We start from the raw sequence: 19,534 nt of genomic DNA, 5'->3' as shown, positions 1-19,534 counted from the left end.
TCGATGGTGGCGACTGCCACCGGCCGCACGTGAACCGTCGGCTCCGAACCGTTGATTCCGAAGCGCTGGGAGCGCGTTCTCAGATCGCGCCGCCCGCCGCGAGGTCCGTGATCTCGTCGGGGCCGAAGCCGAGTTCGGCGAGAATCCCGGACGTGTGTTCACCGAGCCGTGGTGGCCTCGGTTGCTCGGCCTTGTCGGAGCCGCTGAGCCACAGGGGAAGCGGGAAGGACGGTACGGGTCGTGGTGCGGTGGGATAGCTGAGCGGCGCCATCCGGGCCACGCTCATCAGGGACTCGTCGTCCAGCGCCTGCTGCGGGCTGTACACCGGTGCGGCGGGCAGCCGTGCCGCGGTCAGCCTGTCGAGCGCCTCCGCCGTGGTCAGTCGGGCGGTCCACCTCGACATGCGCGCCGAGATCTCCTCGCCGTGCTCGCCGCGTCGGGCATCGTCACTCAGACGCGGATCGGTGGTCCACTTCTCCTCTTCTCCGATCAGCGCCGCCCATCGCCGGAACATGGCGTCGCCGACCGCGTAGACGATGATCCAGCCGTCGCGCGTACGGAAGATGTCGGACGGGGCCGCTTGAGGGCCTCGGTTGGCGGTGGCCTGCCGGTCGTTCTGAAGGACTGCCTGCTCGATCAGTGCCGGCGAGGAGAAGGCGAGGGCGGTTCGCAGGAGAGCGGCGTCGACCTGTTGGCCTTCACCGGTCACGTCGCGCTCGCGCAGCGCCGCCATCGTGCCGAGGGCGGCCAGGGTGGCGGAGCCGAAGTCGACCCATGACACGCCCGCGCGCAGTGGTGTGTCCGGTTCGCCGGTCAGGTGGGCCGCGCCTGACATCGCCTGGCCGATACCGTCGAAACCCGGTCTGTCGGCCCAGTCGCTGTCCGCTCCGAACGCGGTGACCGTGGTCAGGATGATGTCCTGCCGGATTCGGCGCAGTTCGTCGAGGGTCAGCCCCAGCGCCGCCAGTCCACGAGGCGGCAGGTTGGCGACGACCACGTCGCTGGCGGCCACCAGTTTGTGAAGGACCAGTCGGCCTCCGGGCGTGCGGGTGTCCAGCGTGATCGACTCCTTGCCGATGTTCGTTGCCAGGAACATCGATCCGGCGTCGTCCGCCACCGGTGTCAGCCCGCGGTCCTCCGCCCCGCCGGGACGTTCGACGCGGATCACGCGCGCGCCCAGCTGGCCGAGGAGCTGGGCGCAGTACGGTCCGGCGACGTAGCGGCCGAAGTCGAGCACCTGCACCCCGTCGAGCGCCCTCATCGGCCGGCGAAGGTCGGCGGGCGCTTGTTGAAGAACGCGTCGATGGCCTCCGCGCCGTCCTCCGAGCGGGCGTTGACCGCCTGGGACATCGCTTCGGATTCCAGCACGTCGGCGAAGGGCATTTCACCGCCCGCGCGCAGGAGCCGTTTGGCCATGGACAAGGCCAGTGGCGGCCCCGCCGCGAGCTGTGCGGCCAGTCGCCGCACGTCTTCCTCCACCTGCTCGTCGGGCACCACACGGTTGACGATTCCTATCGCCGCTGCCTGTTCGGCGTCGAGGACCTCGCTCAGGAGAACGAGTTCGGCCGCGGCGCGCTGGCCGACGCGGCGGGGCAGCAGCCAGGAGCCGCCGAAGTCGGGGCTCAGGCCACGCTTCGTCCAGACGGTCGAGAACCGTGCCGAGGACCCTGCGATGATCAGGTCGGCCAGGAGCGCGAGCGAGAGTCCGCCGCCTACGGCCGGGCCTCGTACCATGGCGACAACCGGCTGAGGTACCGAGTACAGGGCCTGCGCGGCCCGCGCGATCCACCGCATCCGGGCCAGGGGGTGCCGGGGATCCGTTTGCCGGTCGCTCAGGTCGGACCCCGAGCAGAACGCGTCACCTGCCCCTGTGAGGACCACGACACGGTCTTCCTGGCTGGCGGCGATCTCGTCGAAGGTGGCGACCATCGCCTCGAGCATCGCGGTGTTCATCGCGTTCTTGCGCTCGGGCCGATTCAGCGTCACGTTGACCACACCGCCGGAGCGGTGCACGAGTAGCTCGGTCATTCCACCTCCAGAACCGCGCGCATCGCGACCCGGCCGTCGTCGAGGACCGCCGCGAGCTCTGCGCCCTTGTCATTGTCGATGGCGCAGAGCGCCACGGGCGTGTCCGCGAACACCGGGTTGACGGCCCGATAGGTGTATCGGCGGGGGGTGGCGTCGGGCCATTGCTGCATCCCGAAGCCGAGCAGGAGCAAAGAGGTCAGCCGGCCCTGCACCACCAGACCGGGGTAGCCCTCCTGCCGGGTCACCCATAGGTGATCGTAATGAATCCGGTGGGAATTGAAGGTCAGCGCCGAATACCGGAAGAGTTGGACGGCGTTCAACGTGACCGATGCGCTGCGCGTCCACTTCCGCGGTTCGGACGACTCGTGCGGGGAATTCGAAGCGTTGCCTGTTGAGCGGTCCGCGCCACGGAACACCGTCTTGGCGACACCGGAGATGGCCACCCCGTCGGGCACCTTTATCTCCTGACGCACACCGACAAAGACCAGGTCTCCACTTGACCCCGTCTTCTCCTCCACGGAGTCGAGGACTGTGGACTGGGTAACGGTGTCACCGATATGCACGGGCAGATACCAGGTGATTTCCTCACCCGCGAACATTCGCCGCGGCAGAGGGATATCCGGGACGACCGAGGAGCGGGCCGGCATCCCATCCGGGCGCAGCTCGTCAAGCCCGCTGCCGGGACGGTCATAAAGAAAATGCCACCCCGGAGGAATCAATGAACCGTGGTCGGGCTCAGCGGCATCACGCACGAACGTGCGGTGATACATGAGGCAGGTCCACAGATCGAGAGTTTCTCTTGTCTCGATCCCGCGCCGGCCTATCGCCTCCCGGAAGGTGTCGAGCTCAAGGGCCGACATCTGCCATCACGCACCAATCTCACGCCCCTGCACACCGATCACAGCTACCGGCAAGGGGCGCGCTTGTCTTCCGTAAGGCCGACCGCCCGAACGCGATCTCGCCTGACATTTTTTAATCTACATTAAGGAAGGCTCCGTAGGCAAGAGCGAGCAACATCAAGCCATCGGGCACTACTTGTCATCGTTCGAGCGAGCCACCGACTCCTGGAGGCGATCACCCTGCGCTACACTGCCTGGCATGTCGCGCCGAGTTTCTCCTCCTGCCGAGTCAGCATCGATCGAGCCTGCCACTGACAGCAAGTCGGCTCGCACTCGCAAGCGAATTCTGGACGCCGCCGCCAAAGTACTCAGCCGCAAAGGCTATTCCGGTATGCGGCTGAGCGACGTCGCCGAAGTCGCCGATCTGCAAGCGCCGGCGATTTACTACCACTTCGGCTCGCGCGAGGATCTCATCGAGGAAGTCATGTGGGTCGGAATGGCCTCGATGCGAGCCCATGTAATCGAAGTCCTCGATGCCCTGCCCGCCGATGCCTCTCCGATCGACCGCCTCCTCGCCGCCGTGGAAGCTCACCTGCGCTACGAACTCCAGGCCTCCGACTACACCACCGCCTCGATCCGCAATGCGGGGCAGGTTTCGGAGAAGATCCAGAAGCGACAGAGAGTCGAACAGGTCAAGTACGGTGAGTTGTGGCGTGAGCTGATCGATTCAACGGTGACGAGCGGCGCGATGCGGGCTGACTACGATCCGTTCGTCGCGCAGATGCTCGTGATGGGATCACTGAACTGGGCTGCCGAATGGTGGAGTTCCAGGCGCTGCTCCATAGACGAGCTTGTCAGGAACGCACAATCGTTCGTCAGGCACGCGCTCATCGACTGACCGGAGCCGGTTGGTCCGACCGTCTCGCCCGCCGCGCGGCGAACTCGAGCCCTTCCTCCCAGGAAGCGCCTTTGCCGACAAGAGCGCGGTATTTCATGATCTCGGTCGGCGCGTTGACCGTGAGTGCGCCGATCAGCCGGTCCCCGCGGCGGTACAGCGCGACCCACCGGTCGCCGCCGTCCAAGTGTCCGTCGACGACGCGGACTTCGTCCGCCTGGGGAGAACCGACGGACTGGATCCGCACGTCGTACCAGTCGGACCAGAAATACGGAACCGTGCCGTAGGGCTTGGCGTTCTCGGGATCGACGGCGTTCCGAGCTGCGACGGCTCCCTGCTCGGCGGCCGCCGTCCAGTTCTCCATCCGCTGCCGCTCCCCCATGACAGCGTTGGGCCAGTTGACGACATCGCCCGCGGCGTACACGCCCGGGGCACCTGTCCACAGTCGCTCGTCGCAGACGACCCCGTTGTCCAGCGTCAGGCCGGACGCCTCCAGCCACGCGGTGGCCGGCGAGACCCCGACGCCCACGACCACCAGGTCCGCTTCGATCACCGACCCGTCGGAGAGGACGACGCGCTCGACCTTCCCGTCGCCCTCGAGCCTCTCGACCCCGACACCGCAGCGCAGCGTGGTTCCGTTCCGCTGGTGCAGCGAGGCGATCGCATCGCCCATCTCCACGCCGACGGCCCGCACCAGGGGGGTGGTCAGGCTCTCGACGATCGTCACGTCGACCTGCCACTTCTTGGCGGCCGAGGCGAACTCGGAGCCGATGAACCCGGCACCTATCACCACGGCCTTAGTGCTGCCTTTCAGAGCGGACCGGATGGTCAGGGCGTCGTCGAGGGTGCGCAGCGAGTACACGCCCGCCAGGCCGTCGATGCCCGGCAGGTCGCGCGGAGTGGTACCGGTGGCGATCACCAGCGCGTCGTAGGGCACCTCGTCATCGCCGACCCGCACGACCCTGCGCTCGGTGTCCAGGCCGGTCGCGGGGCGGCCGAGCCTGAGCTCGGTGCGCAGTACCTCCCGCAGATGGTGTTCGTCCCGGAAGTAGGGGCCCGCCGGACCCTCGGCCTCCGGTTCGAGGAACGCCTTGGACAGCGGAGGGCGGTCGTAGGGCAGATGGGACTCCGCGCCGATGAGCGTGATCGACCCGTCGAATCCCGCCTTGCGGGCGGCCTCGACCGCACGCAGTCCGGCCAGGGACGCGCCGACCACAACAAGCCGTTGGACGCTCACACGATCACCGCTCGATCCGGAGCGCCTCGGTGGGGCAGCCGCCGACGGCCTCTTCGACGGCCTGCAGATCCTCAGGGCTGACGCCGTCCTGGAGGACCACCAGATCACCGTCCTCGTTGACCTCGAAGTGTTCTGGCGCGAGCGACTCGCAGATGCCGATGCCCGTGCACCGGGCGCGATCGAGGATGACCTTCATGATTCCCTGTCTGTCCGTGGCCATGGTGATGGGTTGTCCCGCAAGAACCTGCGGGTCTTCAGTTCTCAGCCGCAGACGCCGAGTTCGCGTCCGACGACCGAGACGAAGGAGACGCAGCCGCCCGGGCGGCCGCCCAGGTTGTGCGTGAGAGCGGTGCGCGGATCCGGCAACTGCCGGTCACCGGCTTCGCCGCGCAACTGCAGCCATGCCTCGTACAGCATGCGCAAGCCGCTCGCGCCGACCGGGTGTCCGAACGACTTGAGGCCGCCGTCGATGTTGACGGGGAGCCGGCCCTCGGCGTCGAACTCGCCCGCCAGTACGTCCTTCCAGGCCTGCCCTTCCTCCGCGAACCCGAGGTCCTCCATGAGGACGATCTCCGTCGGGGTGAAGCAGTCGTGCACCTCGGCGAACGAGATCGCGGTGCGCGGGTCCTCGATGCCGGCCTGGCGGTAGGCGTCCTTGGCCGACCGGACCACCTCCGGGAAGGTGGTGAAGTCGTAGGCCGGGTCGAACGCACCCCGCATCGGTCCGGCGACCAGCGAGAGCGCCTTGACGTAGAGGGGATTGTCGACGTAGTCCTTCGCCTCCTCGGCCCGCACGATGAGCGCCGCGGCCGCGCCGTCGGAGACCCCCGAGCAGTCGTAGACACCGAGGCGGCCGGCGACCTTCGGCGCGGCCTCGATCTTCTCCCTGGACACCTCGCTGCGGTACTGCGCCTTGGGGTTGCGGGCTCCGTTGCGGTGGTTCTTCCACGCGACATGGGTCATGGCCGCCCGCATCTGCTCCGGGGCCACCCCGTGTTTCCCGGTGTAGGCGGGATCGAGCAGGGAGAACGCCGCGGGAGCGGTGAGCGAGAGTTCCGGCGCGGTGCCGTCACCCGGCGGCTCGGTGCGCAGCAGTCCCGAGTAGCCGGAGTCCTTCAGCTTCTCGACGCCGACGGCGATCACACGGTCGTACGCGCCCGACGCCACCGCATAGCAGGCGTTGCGGAACGCCTCCGAGCCCGTGGCGCAGAAGTTCTCGACCCGGGTGACCGGGCGGTAGTCGAGGCCCAGTGGCCGACTCAGGGTCAGTCCGGACTGGCCGGAGCCGACCGTGCCGAGCCAGTAGGCGTCGACCAGGTCGGCATCGCGCCCGCCGAGAGCCTGTGTGACGGCGTCGACCAGCAGGTCGTCCGTCGAGGCACCCCACAGTTCACCGAACGAGGTGCAGCCCATACCGACGACGGCGACCTTGTCGAGGATTCCGTTGCTGCTCACGACGCCTCCTGCTGCTGCTCGGCCTGGACGTGCGCTTTCCAGAAGTAGTTGTGCACGCCGCCGGCGGTGAACAGACGGCGGAAGACAAGGCCGACGGATGCCCCGACTCCGATCGTGTCCATGTCCGCGTCCGCCACTTCGAATGTGCTGCGGCCGCCGCCGGGGCCGCCGAGGTCGACGACGACCTCGACCATGGGAGGCGACGGTGAGTAGGCGAGCCGGTCCACGGTGTGCGTCCGGACGCGTCCGCGCAGGTCCGCGGCGGGCAGCGGCTCCATGGTGTCGACGGAGGCGCAGCCGCGGCACACCCGGGCCGGTGGCAGATGCACGAATCCGCACAGCGTGCACCGGGAGCCGGTCAACCCGAACTTCCACCCGGTCGTCCGACCCGAGGGGGGCGCGGCCGGCGGTTGCGGTTCGGGGCGGCGGGGCGGCTCCACCTCGACGAGTCCGCGCCAGGAGAGATACCTGGTGTAGTCGACCTCTCTGCCGCCCTGCAACTGCTGCTGGACCGAACGCGCCTGGCGACGGTCCACCAGGGCGTCGGTGGTCCGCAGGACGAGCGCATCACAGCCGTCGACCGCCGAGAGCAGCAGGACGGTCTCTCCGGGGCCCGCCCGGTCCAGCACGTCGGCGAGCGCCAGCAGGGGGTCGGCCGCGCCGGCGAACCCGACGGGCGGACGATGGCCGGCGATCCGGCCCTTGACGAGCGTCCCCGCCCGCTTCAGGACACCGGTGTTGGGGCTGGTGACCACGGTGTGGTCCGCTTCGCTGAGGCCGGCGGCGTCGAGAGCGGCTGTCGCGGCCGCCCGTACCAGCGCGGCGTAGCGTTCGAAGCCGAATCGTTCCTCCCAGTGCCGGCCCGTGGTGCGAGCCGGCTCCCGCCAGCGGTCGAGGAACTCCTCCGTGACGCCGATGTGGCTGAGCACCTCGGCGATGGCGGGAGTCTCCTGCGTCGGCTCACCGAGCAGGACCGCGCCGGCACCGTCCGCCCCGCCCTTCTCGTCGGCCGAGCCCGGCCGGCCGACCCGGACGTCGGCGGCCAGGAGCAGGCCGCCCGTCTGGGCCGCCGCCCGGAAACCGGCCATCGTCGACCGGGCGGTGCCGATCAGGTCCGACGCCGGTATGTCCGGCGGCAGGCTGAGCGCGGCGTGCACGGCGGTGGCGTTCGTCTTGTCCATGTAGGCGGGCGAGGTGGTGGCGAGCCAGAGCGCGGCCGGCCGGCCGCCGGCGAGCTGGCGCCCCGCCTCGACGGCCATCGTCGTGCTGTCCTCGTCGAACGCGGCGACGGTCCGTGCCGGACCGAGCCGCCAAGCGGGCAGGTAGGACGCGTAGCCCAGAACCTTCATCCTGCCGGTCGCCTCCTGCACCGAGGCCTGGTGGGCCGTTGCCGATGTGGTCATTTGTCACGCCAGCGGTCGGCGGACGGGTCCAGCAGGCTGGCCAGGTGTCCGTCCGCGAGCCAGATGACGGTCTCCAGCTCCAGCGCGTCGAGGAAACGCACTCGTCCGGTGCGCAGGTCCTCCAGCCGTAGTCGAGTGGAGTTCCCCTCGACGTCGATGTCGACGGAGACTTCGGCGAACTCGTTGCCGACCACTGAGCCACCTCCTGGAGTCCGGTAGGGTCCGCGGTCACCCATCCGGATGCCGTTCACGTCGCCCGCGGCGGAACCGGTGCTCATCAGATGAGGAAGGCAAGCGTCGGAATGGGCTGGTCGTTGTCGACGAGCACGACCTTCTTGTAGGCCAGGCGGATCTCGCCGTCGACCCTGCGCAGCCGGTAGGTCACCCGGCCGCCCCAGATCGCGTTGCCACGCGCGCGCGACTCGTACGCGATGAAGTTGGCGCCGGCCTCCAGGTCGATGCCTCCGGACGGGTTCGCCCGGCCGCCGAGCAACTCGATGTTGCCGATCACCCGGCGCAGGTTGGACGGCGGCGACTGGGCGTACCGCTTGCCTGTGCGAGCCTGGTTCAGCCGCGTCGAGATACGGCTGCGGTTGTCGTAGATGACCGCGACAGAGGTCTCAGGGTCCGAGTCGGCGCCGTTGGCGGGAACCCAGTACAGGGCGTCGTCGGTCCACAGCGCCTCCCACGCGTCGTAGTCGCTCTCGTCGGCCAGCCGGGCCTCGCGGTAGACGAACTGCGCCACCTCCGCGTACTCCCAGCCGGCGGGAACGGCCAGCAGTTCGCCCCGCACATCGACCACGGTCATGACACACCCATCATCGACTTGTAGTGCCGCCAGAATCCGCGCATACCGGTCTCGTCGGTCGCGGCACCCACGGTGAAGCCGTTGGCGTCGACCTCCTCCCGGCCCACTCCGCGGCGCAGGTCGAGCCACTCGGGGCTGAGCAGCTCCGCACCGCGCTGGTTGCGCTCGTACATCTCGGTGTCGTCGGCCAGCAGCATCCCGGCAGGGCCGACGGAGCCGATCGACTGCGAGAGCATGCGCCTGTTGATCTCCTCGCCGCCCTCGAACTGGACCGCGGTCGAGTACTGGACGCACTCGCCGACCGCGACGGGCTGGATGTTGAAGACCTGGATCTCGGCGATGAACAGGTTCGGGAAGATCATCACGTGCGGCGCGCCCTCGACCAGACGCCGCTGCGCGTCCTCGCCGTAGGCCTCCCGCATGGCGGCCACATAGCGCGGCAGACGCTCGGCGGGCGTGCCGAACCAGCGCATCGGTTCACCGGCCCGACGGAACTCCGGCCTGAGGTCGTTCTCCGTGTGTCCGTTGCCGAGGACGCGGGTCACGGCCGTCGAGGCGTCGCTGTACAGGGCACCGATCGGGCTTCCGGTCACGCTGAAGATCGAACCGTGCACGAACTGCGGGTGGTAGCCGTCGGTCTCGTTCTCCAGGAGGAGTTTCCAGTTCGCCTGTGTACGGTGGGCCAGCCATCCGGCGTCGAGCCTGACCTTGCCCTGCGGCGACAGTCCGACCAGCCGGTCGATCTCCCCCGCCGCCGCACCGAGGTGCTCCTCCAGCGTGGGTCCCTCGGCGGCGAGGCTGCCGAAGACGAACCCCTGGTAGGAGGCCACCCGCGGCACGCTCTCCATGCGGAGCCCGGCGAGCCTGTCCTTGCCGCCGTACCCCTTGCTGTAGGGGAAGCCCAGCAGCTCTCCGGTGTTGCGGTAGGTCCAGCCGTGGTAGGGGCAGCGGAACGAGCTGGAGTTGCCCTTCGCGTCGCCGCACAGCTGGAGACCGCGGTGGGCGCAGCGGTTGAAGAGCAGGTGCACTTCACCGTCGCGGTCCCGGGTCATGATGACGTCCTGCGTGGCGAGCTTCTTGCGGACGTAGTCGTTGGGTTCCGGAACCTCGCTCTCGTGGCCCACGAACACCCATGTCGTGGCCCAGATCTTGCGCAGTTCCTCCGCGAAGAGCGCGGGATCCGTGTACAGGGAGCCGTGCACCCTGTCCGGCTGGATCAGATGATCGAGGCGAGCGTCGAGATCGTTCGCCGGCATCACTGAGGTCATCACACCTCCTCATTTTCTAATCTAGATTAGATTATCTGGTCGGGGTCCCGGGAGACAAGATCGACGAGTCTGAATTTCTGCACCTTCCCCGTGGGGGTCAGCGGAAGCTCCGCCGGATCGAGGAAGACGACCTTCTTCGGCACCTTGAAACGTGCGAGCCGTTCCTTGCAGTAGCCGATGACGGCTTCTTCGGTCAGAGTCGACCCCGGGGTGCGCACCACCACGGCGCATCCGATCTCGCCCCAGCGGTCGTCCCTCAAGCCGATCGAGAACACCTGGCTGATCTCGTCATGTGCCGCCAGTACGTCCTCGACCTCCTTGGGCATGACGAGTTCTCCGCCGCTCTTGTACAGCTCCTTGGTCCGGCCCGTGAGCTCGATGTAACCGTCGGAGCGCACGCGCCCGATGTCGCCCGAGTGGAGCAGGCCGTTCTCTTCGAGCACGGCCGCCGTCTCCTCGGGTTTGTCGAAGTAGCCCAGCATCGTGGTCGGCCCGCGTGAGACGAGTTCGCCCACCTCCCCGGCCGGCAGCGGACGCCCCGTCTGGGGATCCACCGTGGAGTACACCGTCACGGCATCGGTGCCCTCCGCACCGGCGGCTCCGGCCAGCTTGGGCCGCCCGACCGTGGTACTGATCATGACGATCGGGTCCTCCGGCAGGGAGAGGGTCATCGCGCCGCCGCACTCGGTCGAGCCGTATCCCGTCACGGTTTCGCTGACACCGAACAGCGACCGGACCTTCTCCCACAGCCAGATCGGGGCGGGCGCGGACCCGCACACGATGGCCGACAGTGACGACAGGTCGTAACGGTCGCGACTCGGGCTCTCCACCAGGGCCACGGCCATGGTGGGCACACAGAGCATGTCATCCACCCGATGGCGCTCGATCGCGCCGAAGTATCCCTCTGCCGAGAACGAGGTTTGCAGAACGACGGCGCCACCCACGAACATCGCGGAGAGAAGCCCCTCGATGTATCCGAACATGTGGTAACACGGCAGCGAGAAGAGGATCCGCCGGCTCTCGTCGTAGGCGCGGGTGAGCGCCGACGCGTAGGCGGTGCGCAGGACCGCGTCATGGGTGACCAGGACGCCCTTGGGCGAGCCCGTACTGCCGGAGGTGTACAGCATGTCACCGGCGTCGGTCGGCATGTGATCCAGGCCGTCGGCGGCCCCGGCGTGCCGGTCTCCGAGATCGAACAGGTCCTGGTAGGTCATGGCGTTCGCCCGCGTTCGCCCGTCCGTGGAAAGGACCACGATCTGCTTCAACGCGCCGTGGTCCGGACCGCTCTCCCACCCCGGGGCGATCGCGTCCAGCATCGCCAGGTAGTCGAGCTTCGCGAATCCCGTCATGGTCAGCAGCACCGAACATCGGGACTGCGCCAGGACGTACCTCAACTCCTCCTGTCGGTAGAGGTAGTTGAACGGGATCGCCGTGGCCCCCGTGCGCGCGATCGCGAACTTGAAGGGCACGAACTCCGGGTAGTTGGCCATCAGCATGCCGACCCGATCGCCGGGCCCGACGCCGAGCGCGGCAAGCGCGTCGGCCAGGACACGAGACTGTTCGGCCACGTCCCCGTAGGTCAGCGTCACATCGTCGGTGATCACGAACGGCCGGTCGGGATAGGCCGCCGCGCACACGTCCAGCCAGCTGTCCAATGTGTGGCTCGTCCACGTGGTGAAGCGCGACCGGAGCGCGTTGCGCCTGTCCTCGATGCTCTTCATCTCATCCTCCTACATCGACAGCTGGAGCCGATGGTTCGCCGGGAGAGGTGCCCAAGGCGGTGGCCGCCCCGGGGAAAGATCACGCTCTGGAGTAGTTCGGGGGGCGGCGCTCGATGACCGCCGCGAGCCCCTCGCGGGCGTCCGGAGTCCCGGACAGCTCTGACACCACACGCGCTTCCTCGCCGAGTCGTGCCTCGACGCTGGCGCCGATACCATCCCAGACCAGCCGTTTCGTGGCGGCAAGGGCAAGCGGAGGCAGCACCGCGAGGGCTCGGGCCATCCGCAGCAGCCGCTCCTCGAGGTCGGCGTCATCGACGACGGTGTTGACGAGGCCGATCTCCTGCGCTTCCTCCGCCGTGAGGGTGGGGTTGAACAGCAGGAGTTCCATCGCCTTTCGCGCCCCGACGATCTGGGCGAGCGTGACGGAACTGCCCCCGTCCGGTGCCATGCCGACCCGGACCGCACCGGAGAAGATCCGGGCCGAGCGAGCGGCGACGACGATGTCCGCGGCGCACACCAGGCCGAGTCCGCCACCGCCGGCCGCGAATCCGTGGATCCCGACGATGACGGGAGTCTTCAGCCGCAGCAGAGACGCGGTGGCGATCTGCAGCCACGCGGTCGCCTCCCGCAGATAGTCTGGAAGCGCCGTGCCCTTGGAGGCGAAGGTCTTGACGTCTCCTCCGGCACAGAAGTTCTTGCCTTCACCCGTGAGCACGACAACGCGCGTGCGCGGGTCCGAATGGCAGGTCAGAATGGCGTCGTTGAGCGCGCGAAGCAGCTCGACGTCCAGTCCGTTCGCCGCGTCAGGCCGGTTCAGCCTGATGCGGGCGACCCCGTCGTCGTCCATGTCGAGCAGCACGGGCTTGCTCGTCGCTGTCATCTCCTACCTCCGTGTCTTGAATGCCTCGACGCCGGTGCCTCCGGCCTCGCCGGCGATGTGCTCGAGGACTGTGGACAACTCGAGGTCAAGGCCGTTTTCCAGGTCGGTCCGCTGGCCGGCGTAGACGAGTCGCTTGATCCGTACGAGTGCGTCTCGGTGACGGGAAGCCAGGGTCCGCAGAAACGCGGTGGCCTCCTCTTCGAACGTCGGCGCCGGGAAAGAGCGGTAGGCAAGTCCCAAAGTCACCGCTTCGGCACCGCTGAGGACGTCACCGCTGACCAGAAGTCCGAACGCCTGTTGCCGACCGAGCAGGCGTGGAAGGCGCTGGGTACTGCCTCCTCCAGGGACCTGCCCGAACCGGATGTGACTGTCGGACAGCCGTGCGTTGTCGCTGACGACGACGAGATCGACGGCCTGCATCAGTTCGAAGCCGCCTGCCGCGGCAACCCCTTCCACAACGGCCACGACAGGCATTTCAACCTGCGCGACCGCCCCACAGGCGGCGGCGAAAGCCTCGAACAGCGGGCGCAGTCCCTCGGCGCCGCCCTCACGGAGGCGTTCGACCTCACGGAAGTCGCCACCCGCGCAGAAGTTTCCCCCAGCGCCCCTGATGGCGATGACGTTGATGCTCGCGTCCCGGCCGAGCGACCGGAGAGCCTCCTCCAGCTCGCGCCCCGTCTCAACCGTGAGGGCGTTCATGCTCTCGGGTCGATCGAGAATGACCCATCCGACTGACGCGTCCTTGATGACGCGAACGCTCGTCATCTGCCCGCCCCCGGACCCTTGGCGGCTTCGGTCCAGTGGAACTGTGTCAAGAGGACTCCCTTGTCCTGCTGGTTTTCTAATTGAAAGTAGATTAAATTCCGGCAGAGTCAAGAGGAGGATCCATGGATCTCGGCTTGCACGGCGCCCGGGTGATCGTCACCGGTGGAGCCGCCAACATCGGGCGCGCGATCGTACATGCGTTCGCACGCGAACAAAGCCGTGTGGTCATCGCGGACTTGGACGGCACCCAGGCGCAGGTAGTCCGCAAGGAGGCCATGGACCTCGGCGCCGACGACGTCGTCGTTTGTGAGGGTGATCTCACCGCCCCCGGTGCGGCGGAACGGGCAGTCGACGCGGCGGTACGCGCCTGGGGCGGTCTGGACGTCCTCGTCAACAACGCCGGCTGGAGCGCAGGCGATTTCCTGGCACGGGACGACGATCGCGACCGTTGGCAGCGCCTGACGGACGTCAACATACTTGCCGTGGTCGCGATCTCACGTGCCGCCGTGGCCGCGATGCGCGCCGACCAGACAGACGGCGGAGCGATCGTGTTCGTCTCCAGTGAGGCCGCGTTCGGTCAGATCCGCCAGGGGGTCTACGGGGCCACGAAGGCCGCCCAGGTCGCACTCGCGCGAACCGTCGCCCGGGAGCACGGACGGCACGGGATCCGGTCCAACATCGTGTGCCCGGGGCTGGTGCTGCCGGACAGCCCGGATGCCGTGGGCGAGACCAGCGTCTGGGCCGCCGGCGAAGACGCGATCTTCGACCGCAAGCAGGTCGACTACATGCTCGCCGGGACACCGCTGCAGCGCCTCACCACCGCGGAAGACGTGGCGAACACCGTTGTGTGGCTGTCGTCCGATCGTGCTGCGCGACAAGTCACCGGACAGCTCATCGCCGTCAGTGGCGGCTACACCATGCCATGACTCCGGATGTGCCGACCGGACCGAACCGGCCTACCGGGCCTGACGGCGGAACGAGAATGAGCGGCCGTGGCCTCGCCACGGCATCGTCGCGCGCCGGGCAGCGGGCGACGTCCGTCTTCATATCGAGCACGCACAGGGACGGCAAGGCCCTCGCCTGTGACGGGCCATTCGGGTTGCTACCCGCCCAGGCCGCGGAGCACCATGAGGCATAGCCGTCGAAGCGGTATATGGGACCGGTACACCACATGACGAAGTCAGACGAGCCGCCCTACCATCTCCCTGCGGCGCCCCCCGGTGCCATCGTCGAGACGACGGCTGCCCTCGCGGTCACGGACACCGACGGCCGGGTGACGCTCTGGAGCCAGGGCGCGCAGGCTCTGTGGGGTTACGCGTCAAAAGAGGCCGTCGGCATGCCGCTCGCCGGTCTCTTCACTTCCGCCGGCGGTCAGGTCCGGCATCGTGACGGCCGCCCAGTGGACGCCCGGGTGCGTCTGACTCCGCTGCAGGACAGCGGGCGGGCGGCCGGATTCCTCTTGACAGCCCTGCCCGGGTCGATGACAGCCGCGTCCGGGGACGACGCACTGAAGCAGTTGCTGTTCGACCAGTACCCCGTCCCTCTGGGGATCTTCGATCGCGACGCACGCGCGGTCTTCGGCAACGAGACGATGCAGCAGGTGACCGGACTCTCGGAAGACGATGTCCGCGGCCGGCTACCCAGCGAGTACTTCCACGGCACTCCGTACGAAGAACTCACGCAGCGGATCCGCCGGTCTCTCCTGAGTGGCGAGCAAGAGTTCTACGAGCACCTCGTCAGACTGCCGGGCGAGACACGCATGCACGCCTGGGCCCTGGACATTTTTCCTCTCAGGGACGCGTTCGGTCGCGTGCAGGGCGCCGGCGTCTCGGCGTACGACTACTCCCAGCAGTACGACTCCCGGGAGCGGCTGGCGCTGATGAGCGAGGCTCGGTCCCGCATCGGGGGCAGCCTGGACGTGGCGGGCACCGCCACTGAACTCGCCGAGGTCGTCGTGCCCCGGTTCGCCAACGTGGTCACGGTGGAACTGCTGGATCCCGTCTTCCACGGCGAGCTGCCCGCGCCCGTCCTTTCAGGCCCTGTCCTGCTGCGACGGGCAGCGTTTCGGGCAGCGTCCCCGCTCCGCGAACCTGCGGTCCCCGACGAGGTCCGCCGCCACTCCCCCTCCTCGCCCATCGCCCGCTGTCTGATCAGCGGGCAGGCGGAGCTGCACCACATCACCGCTCCGGACATCACCCGCTGGTTCGCCGACGACCCTGACCAGGCGGAACTGTTTCGCGCGGGTGGGGTGCAGTCGCTGATCGCGATGCCCATCCGCGCCCGCGAGACCCTGCTGGGAGCGGTCCTCTTCACCAGGGGCGCCGGGTTCCGTGAACCCTTCACCACCGATGATCTGGCAGTCACCGAGGATCTGGTCGCGCGAGCCGCCGTCTGCCTGGACAACGCGCGCCGGTTCGCCCGCGAACGCGGTATCGCGCTGGCCCTGCAGCGCACGCTGCTGCCGCGCGGGCGGACCGTGCACCCGGCCGTGGAAACGTCCGCCCGCTACCTGCCCGCGGGCGACGGTGCTCAAGCGGGCGGCGACTGGTTCGACGTGATCCCGCTGCCCGGCGCACGGGTGGGGCTCGTGGTGGGCGATGTCGTGGGCCACGGGGTCTCCGCCTCGGCGACCATGGGCCGGCTCCGTACCGCGGTCCGCACCCTCGCCGACATCGACCTGCCGCCCGACGAGCTCCTCACCCACCTCGACGACATCGTCACCCACGCCGAGGGCGAGCCGGACGACGCCGACGGCGAGATCCCCGGCGACATCGGCGCCAGCTGCCTGTACGCCGTCTACGACCCGCTCGCCGGCACCTGCACCCTGGCCCGGGCCGGCCACCCGGCTCCGATCCTGGTCCATCCGGACGGCACCAGCACGGTCATCGATCTCCCGGCTGGTCCGCCACTCGGCCTGGGAAGCCTGCCCTTCGAGGCGGTCGAGGTCACCATGCCCGAAGGGAGCCTGCTCGCGCTTTTCACCGACGGCCTCCTCGCCACCGGCGACCAGGACCTCGACAAGGCGGTGGACACCCTGCGCAACGTCCTCAGCCGGCCCGCCCCCTCACTCGAAGCGCTGGGCGACACCGTCCTGGCGATCATGAGCCCCAAACCCCACGCCGACGACGTCGCGCTGCTCCTGGCCCGCACCCGGATCCTTGGAGAGGACCGCGTGGCCTCCTGGGACGTGCCGGTCGACCCCGCGGCCGTTGCCGACATGCGCAGACGTGCCTCCGATCAGCTGACCACCTGGGGACTGGAGGAATCCGCGTTCGTCACGGAGCTGGTCGTCAGTGAACTGGTGACCAACGCCATCCGCCACGCCAAGGGCCCGATCCGCCTGCGGATCATCAAGGACAAGACGTTGATCTGCGAGGTCTCCGACGGCAGCAGCACCAGCCCCCACCTGCGCCGGGCCCGGCTGAGCGACGAGGGCGGGCGCGGCCTGTTCATGGTCGCCGAACTGACCCGGCGCTGGGGCACGCGTCATACCCGCACAGGCAAGACGATCTGGGCGGAACAGCCCATCGGTTCGTCTCGGTGAGCAAGCCGTCCGAGACGAACGCGGGGACATGGTCGAGGACGAGTGGCGAGCCACTGCATCCGGCGCGTGATCCTGCCTGCTGACCGTCTCAGACGCGCAGGAGGGACTTGAGTGGGCGTTTGATGTCAATTCGCGATAGGCATTTCGACCGGCTTTGCCGCGTTCATCACCAACGCGCACAGCCTGAAACGCCTGGAAGACCGGCGCGATAGGAATCTTCCGCCTCATTGCTAAACCAGACGGAATTCAATGGATAGAAGTGGGTAAAACGGTCACACGGGTCGGCTTCCGGAAGGTCGCGAAGGCGCACGTAAGGTGCAAGTCAGCCCAAAGACCATTGACCGCAGAAGCAACTTAGCGCCATGATCCATTCCTGAACACCCTCTGAGGAGGTTCTTCCAGGGCGCGTGTCCGCCTTCCCGAAAATGGGGTCGCAAAGTGGATCGGCGGGTCGTCCAACGGATCGGCAGAGCGCTCCGACCGACCTACCCTCCTTCCAGCACGCACCCTCAGAGTGGAGGCCAGAGCCCATGAGCGCGCTTGGAGGGATCCAGGGATCCCAGCGATGACGGCTCTGGCGGTTCACGGCCCGACCAGGCTCGGGAGAGGCGGGGGTGCTCGACTCGCGAGGGCGAGTTCGCAATCGACCGCGGTGCGGCGCGGAGGAATCGGCCGCTATCGCGAACTCGGGCGCCCCCGGCCAGACCGCCCGCCCCCTGGCAACGGGCCATCGGTGCCACGGACGTTCGCCGTCCGCTTATCAAGACCCTTAACTGCGTTCGCCCGAGAAGCGATCCCGCTACCGAAGGAGCAAGAAATGGAAAGGCCAACTGACTCTGTGGCACCGGAGGGCGGTACAACGGTGACGAAGACCACGAGCGCGGTCCGCCTCGCCGAACAGGGCTACTTCTGGGTGGGCGCGACATATGAGGAGCGCGACGGCCAGACCGTGGTCGACGGCAGCCAGCTGTACGTCGAGTTCCAGAAGCCGGAAGAGCAGACGCAGCCTTACCCCGTGGTTCTGGTCCACGGCGGCGGTGGCCAGGGGCTGGACTGGCTGGGGACGCCGGATGGCCGACCGGGATGGCGGACCTTGCTGCTTCAGCGCGGTTACGCGGTCTACGTCGTGGATCGGCCGGGTTTCGGTCGCTCGCCCGTCCGGCCGAGTGGGGACGGCCCGGCGGGCCTGCAGCCGTCTGTCGAGACCATCGGTCCGATGTTCGCCGGAGCGGTCAATCCCGCCCACACGCAGTGGCCCGGGACGGGGCTGGCGGACGACCCGGCCCTTGCCCAGTTGCTCGCCTCGATGAGCCCGATGCCCGGCGACCTGAGTGCGCACCACGACGTGATGCGGCGCCGCGGTGCCCAGTTGCTGGACATCATCGGGCCGGCGATCGTCGTCACCAACTCGGCGGGCGGCCCGACAGGGTGGCTGATGGCGGACGAGCGGCCCGATCTCGTGCGCGCCGTCGTGGCGCTGGAGCCCCTTGGCCCCACCGGGCCGCTCCCGCTGCCGTGGGGCATTTCCGCCAGCCCGCTCACCTTCGAGCCGCCGGCCACCGAGCTCGGCGGCCTTGAGCTGGTCGATGCGCCGACCGAGGCGGGCGGCCCGCCCCTGCGGCTGCAGGCGGAGCCGGTACGGAGCCTGCCCCACCTCGCCGATGTCCCGATCGCCATCGTCACCGGCGAGCAGTCCGTCGCCGCCGCGATGGATGTCGGCACCGTCGCGTTCCTCAGGCAGGCCGGATGCCTTCATGTCGAGCACGTCCGGTTGGGTGAACTCGGCATTCATGGCAACGGGCACCTGATGATGATCGAGCGGAACAACGACCAGGTACTCGACGCCGTCATCGCCTGGCTCGCCAAGAATTCGTGCTGAAGCCACGCGGTCCCGTCGGGCAGCACTCGACCGGACCGCGGTCAGCGGCCCTGGACCGGATCACCCAGCAGTGGTGATGTAGTCCGAGGCGGTCCTTGGACAGGTCCAGGCGCCGGCCGTGGCGGCGCATGGGCCACGGCCCCGCTCATTCGTCCGTCTCGGTGTGCTTGCTCATCGAGACGGACGAGGCCGTTCCGCGGTCGCTGGATGCGGCTGAGTACGAGTAGGGCAACGTCACAACGGACACTCCCTCGGGTGCAGCTGTTCTCCGGGAAAATACCGAGCCGGCAGAACGCTCGCCGGGAAGACCCCGACGCACGGCTGCCACAAGCCCGACGCCGAAGCATGGGTCGTCGGCAGTCTCGGACGATCCTGCACGCCCAAGCCGACCGCCCCGTCACCGGTATGACCACTCGGGCCGACGGACGAGAGCCGGCGAGAATCAAGCCGGACGGCATCGATGCCTGCCTCCGTCACCTCACCGGCCACCCCGACCGACTCCGCTCCGGCACCGCCTCGAAGGCGGCCGGCCGATCGCCACCGGAAGCCGGGACACTCGGCGACGACGGGAACGCCAACCACGAGTCCGGGCGGAACTTTCATGCCGTGCTCCCCGATCCCGGACTCCCCGTGCGGGCGACGCCGTCACCCAGCGGACAGCGGAGAAGTTGCCGCAGTCGAGCTGGAGCGCCCAGACCTCCGTCGAGCAGGAGACAGCCGAGGCCGCTCCGCACAGCACGGCCCGCACCCTCATCGCAGCACGGGGTGAATCCGCTCGTACACCACGAGGAGCCGCGGGCAGCCCGCGTCGG

The 19,534-nt window shown here is 68.4% G+C and carries 17 protein-coding genes; 4 read left to right on the top strand and 13 right to left on the bottom strand.

Annotated features, from left to right (window positions below):
* Nucleotides 1-79 precede the first annotated feature (79 nt).
* Genes ABZ928_RS22050 through ABZ928_RS22040 form a run of 3 tightly spaced genes read right to left on the bottom strand, consistent with a single transcriptional unit; the run spans nucleotide 80 to nucleotide 2,888 of the window.
* Nucleotides 80-1,261: a CoA transferase gene (locus ABZ928_RS22050; protein ID WP_361521419.1), complete on the bottom strand. Its 1,182-nt coding sequence runs from the start codon at nucleotides 1,259-1,261 to the stop codon at nucleotides 80-82.
* Nucleotides 1,258-2,028, bottom strand: coding sequence for an enoyl-CoA hydratase (locus tag ABZ928_RS22045; RefSeq protein WP_361521416.1), 771 nt, complete (start codon nucleotides 2,026-2,028; stop codon nucleotides 1,258-1,260). The genes ABZ928_RS22050 and ABZ928_RS22045 overlap by 4 nt, the downstream gene beginning before the upstream one ends.
* Entirely contained in the window at nucleotides 2,025-2,888 is an 864-nt protein-coding gene (locus ABZ928_RS22040) for a MaoC family dehydratase N-terminal domain-containing protein (protein ID WP_361521413.1), read from the bottom strand. The genes ABZ928_RS22045 and ABZ928_RS22040 overlap by 4 nt, the downstream gene beginning before the upstream one ends.
* Before the next feature lie 238 nt (nucleotides 2,889-3,126).
* Between ABZ928_RS22040 and ABZ928_RS22035 the strand changes: the two genes are divergently transcribed.
* Nucleotides 3,127-3,765, top strand: coding sequence for a TetR/AcrR family transcriptional regulator (locus ABZ928_RS22035; protein ID WP_361521410.1), 639 nt, complete (start codon nucleotides 3,127-3,129; stop codon nucleotides 3,763-3,765).
* On the opposite strand, the gene ABZ928_RS22030 is transcribed toward ABZ928_RS22035, so the two are convergent.
* From ABZ928_RS22030 to ABZ928_RS21985, 10 genes are all read right to left on the bottom strand, one after another.
* Nucleotides 3,755-4,999, bottom strand: coding sequence for an FAD-dependent oxidoreductase (locus ABZ928_RS22030; RefSeq protein WP_361521408.1), 1,245 nt, complete (start codon nucleotides 4,997-4,999; stop codon nucleotides 3,755-3,757). The two genes, ABZ928_RS22035 and ABZ928_RS22030, sit on opposite strands and share 11 nt — an antisense overlap.
* Nucleotides 5,000-5,003: 4 nt before the next feature.
* The gene (locus ABZ928_RS22025) at nucleotides 5,004-5,219 is read right to left on the bottom strand and encodes a ferredoxin (RefSeq protein WP_361521405.1); all 216 of its coding nucleotides are present in this window, start codon (nucleotides 5,217-5,219) and stop codon (nucleotides 5,004-5,006) included.
* 41 nt (nucleotides 5,220-5,260) lie between these two features.
* Nucleotides 5,261-6,454, bottom strand: a complete 1,194-nt coding sequence (locus ABZ928_RS22020; RefSeq protein WP_361521402.1) for an acetyl-CoA acetyltransferase — start codon at nucleotides 6,452-6,454, stop codon at nucleotides 5,261-5,263.
* The gene (locus tag ABZ928_RS22015; RefSeq protein WP_361521400.1) at nucleotides 6,451-7,857 is read right to left on the bottom strand and encodes a hydroxymethylglutaryl-CoA synthase; all 1,407 of its coding nucleotides are present in this window, start codon (nucleotides 7,855-7,857) and stop codon (nucleotides 6,451-6,453) included. The genes ABZ928_RS22020 and ABZ928_RS22015 overlap by 4 nt, the downstream gene beginning before the upstream one ends.
* Entirely contained in the window at nucleotides 7,854-8,135 is a 282-nt protein-coding gene (locus tag ABZ928_RS22010; protein ID WP_361521397.1) for a hypothetical protein, read from the bottom strand. Before ABZ928_RS22010 ends, ABZ928_RS22015 begins: the two co-directional genes overlap by 4 nt.
* Nucleotides 8,135-8,665, bottom strand: coding sequence for an aromatic-ring-hydroxylating dioxygenase subunit beta (locus ABZ928_RS22005; protein ID WP_361521394.1), 531 nt, complete (start codon nucleotides 8,663-8,665; stop codon nucleotides 8,135-8,137). The genes ABZ928_RS22010 and ABZ928_RS22005 overlap by 1 nt, the downstream gene beginning before the upstream one ends.
* The gene (locus tag ABZ928_RS22000) at nucleotides 8,662-9,933 is read right to left on the bottom strand and encodes an aromatic ring-hydroxylating dioxygenase subunit alpha (RefSeq protein ID WP_361521391.1); all 1,272 of its coding nucleotides are present in this window, start codon (nucleotides 9,931-9,933) and stop codon (nucleotides 8,662-8,664) included. Before ABZ928_RS22000 ends, ABZ928_RS22005 begins: the two co-directional genes overlap by 4 nt.
* A gap of 26 nt (nucleotides 9,934-9,959) precedes the next feature.
* Nucleotides 9,960-11,654, bottom strand: coding sequence for a class I adenylate-forming enzyme family protein (locus ABZ928_RS21995; RefSeq protein WP_361521388.1), 1,695 nt, complete (start codon nucleotides 11,652-11,654; stop codon nucleotides 9,960-9,962).
* Between the two features lie 79 nt (nucleotides 11,655-11,733).
* Nucleotides 11,734-12,513, bottom strand: a complete 780-nt coding sequence (locus ABZ928_RS21990) for an enoyl-CoA hydratase-related protein (protein ID WP_361521386.1) — start codon at nucleotides 12,511-12,513, stop codon at nucleotides 11,734-11,736.
* Between the two features lie 24 nt (nucleotides 12,514-12,537).
* Entirely contained in the window at nucleotides 12,538-13,299 is a 762-nt protein-coding gene (locus ABZ928_RS21985) for an enoyl-CoA hydratase/isomerase family protein (RefSeq protein WP_361521383.1), read from the bottom strand.
* Nucleotides 13,300-13,421: 122 nt separating this feature from the next.
* Between ABZ928_RS21985 and ABZ928_RS21980 the strand changes: the two genes are divergently transcribed.
* The 3 genes from ABZ928_RS21980 to ABZ928_RS21970 all read left to right on the top strand — a co-directional run bounded on the left by ABZ928_RS21980 (nucleotide 13,422) and on the right by ABZ928_RS21970 (nucleotide 18,722).
* The gene (locus tag ABZ928_RS21980; protein ID WP_361521380.1) at nucleotides 13,422-14,225 is read left to right on the top strand and encodes an SDR family oxidoreductase; all 804 of its coding nucleotides are present in this window, start codon (nucleotides 13,422-13,424) and stop codon (nucleotides 14,223-14,225) included.
* A 245-nt stretch (nucleotides 14,226-14,470) separates the two neighbouring features.
* Nucleotides 14,471-16,843 carry a SpoIIE family protein phosphatase gene (locus ABZ928_RS21975; RefSeq protein ID WP_361521377.1) on the top strand — a complete coding sequence of 791 codons (2,373 nt, stop codon included), beginning with the start codon at nucleotides 14,471-14,473 and terminating at the stop codon, nucleotides 16,841-16,843.
* Nucleotides 16,844-17,705: 862 nt separating this feature from the next.
* The gene (locus ABZ928_RS21970; protein WP_361521374.1) at nucleotides 17,706-18,722 is read left to right on the top strand and encodes an alpha/beta hydrolase; all 1,017 of its coding nucleotides are present in this window, start codon (nucleotides 17,706-17,708) and stop codon (nucleotides 18,720-18,722) included.
* Nucleotides 18,723-19,534: the final 812 nt, after the last annotated feature.

The sequence above is a fragment of the Streptomyces sp. NPDC046909 genome (assembly GCF_040644695.1).
Taxonomy (GTDB): domain Bacteria; phylum Actinomycetota; class Actinomycetes; order Streptomycetales; family Streptomycetaceae; genus Streptomyces.
This window is presented reverse-complemented; position numbering and strand designations above follow the sequence as displayed.

Bases quoted from the DNA above. Each gene is read 5' to 3' on its own strand.
- ABZ928_RS21985 (WP_361521383.1), bottom strand. From the start codon at position 13,299: ATGACGAGCGTTCGCGTCATCAAGGACGCGTCAGTCGGATGGGTCATT.
- ABZ928_RS22010 (WP_361521397.1), bottom strand. From the start codon at position 8,135: ATGAGCACCGGTTCCGCCGCGGGCGACGTGAACGGCATCCGGATGGGT.
- ABZ928_RS21980 (WP_361521380.1), top strand. From the start codon at position 13,422: ATGGATCTCGGCTTGCACGGCGCCCGGGTGATCGTCACCGGTGGAGCC.
- ABZ928_RS22050 (WP_361521419.1), bottom strand. From the start codon at position 1,261: ATGAGGGCGCTCGACGGGGTGCAGGTGCTCGACTTCGGCCGCTACGTC.
- ABZ928_RS21975 (WP_361521377.1), top strand. From the start codon at position 14,471: ATGACGAAGTCAGACGAGCCGCCCTACCATCTCCCTGCGGCGCCCCCC.
- ABZ928_RS22045 (WP_361521416.1), bottom strand. From the start codon at position 2,028: ATGACCGAGCTACTCGTGCACCGCTCCGGCGGTGTGGTCAACGTGACG.
- ABZ928_RS22005 (WP_361521394.1), bottom strand. From the start codon at position 8,665: ATGACCGTGGTCGATGTGCGGGGCGAACTGCTGGCCGTTCCCGCCGGC.
- ABZ928_RS22025 (WP_361521405.1), bottom strand. From the start codon at position 5,219: ATGGCCACGGACAGACAGGGAATCATGAAGGTCATCCTCGATCGCGCC.
- ABZ928_RS22015 (WP_361521400.1), bottom strand. From the start codon at position 7,857: ATGACCACATCGGCAACGGCCCACCAGGCCTCGGTGCAGGAGGCGACC.
- ABZ928_RS22000 (WP_361521391.1), bottom strand. From the start codon at position 9,933: ATGACCTCAGTGATGCCGGCGAACGATCTCGACGCTCGCCTCGATCAT.
- ABZ928_RS21995 (WP_361521388.1), bottom strand. From the start codon at position 11,654: ATGAAGAGCATCGAGGACAGGCGCAACGCGCTCCGGTCGCGCTTCACC.
- ABZ928_RS22035 (WP_361521410.1), top strand. From the start codon at position 3,127: ATGTCGCGCCGAGTTTCTCCTCCTGCCGAGTCAGCATCGATCGAGCCT.
- ABZ928_RS22040 (WP_361521413.1), bottom strand. From the start codon at position 2,888: ATGTCGGCCCTTGAGCTCGACACCTTCCGGGAGGCGATAGGCCGGCGC.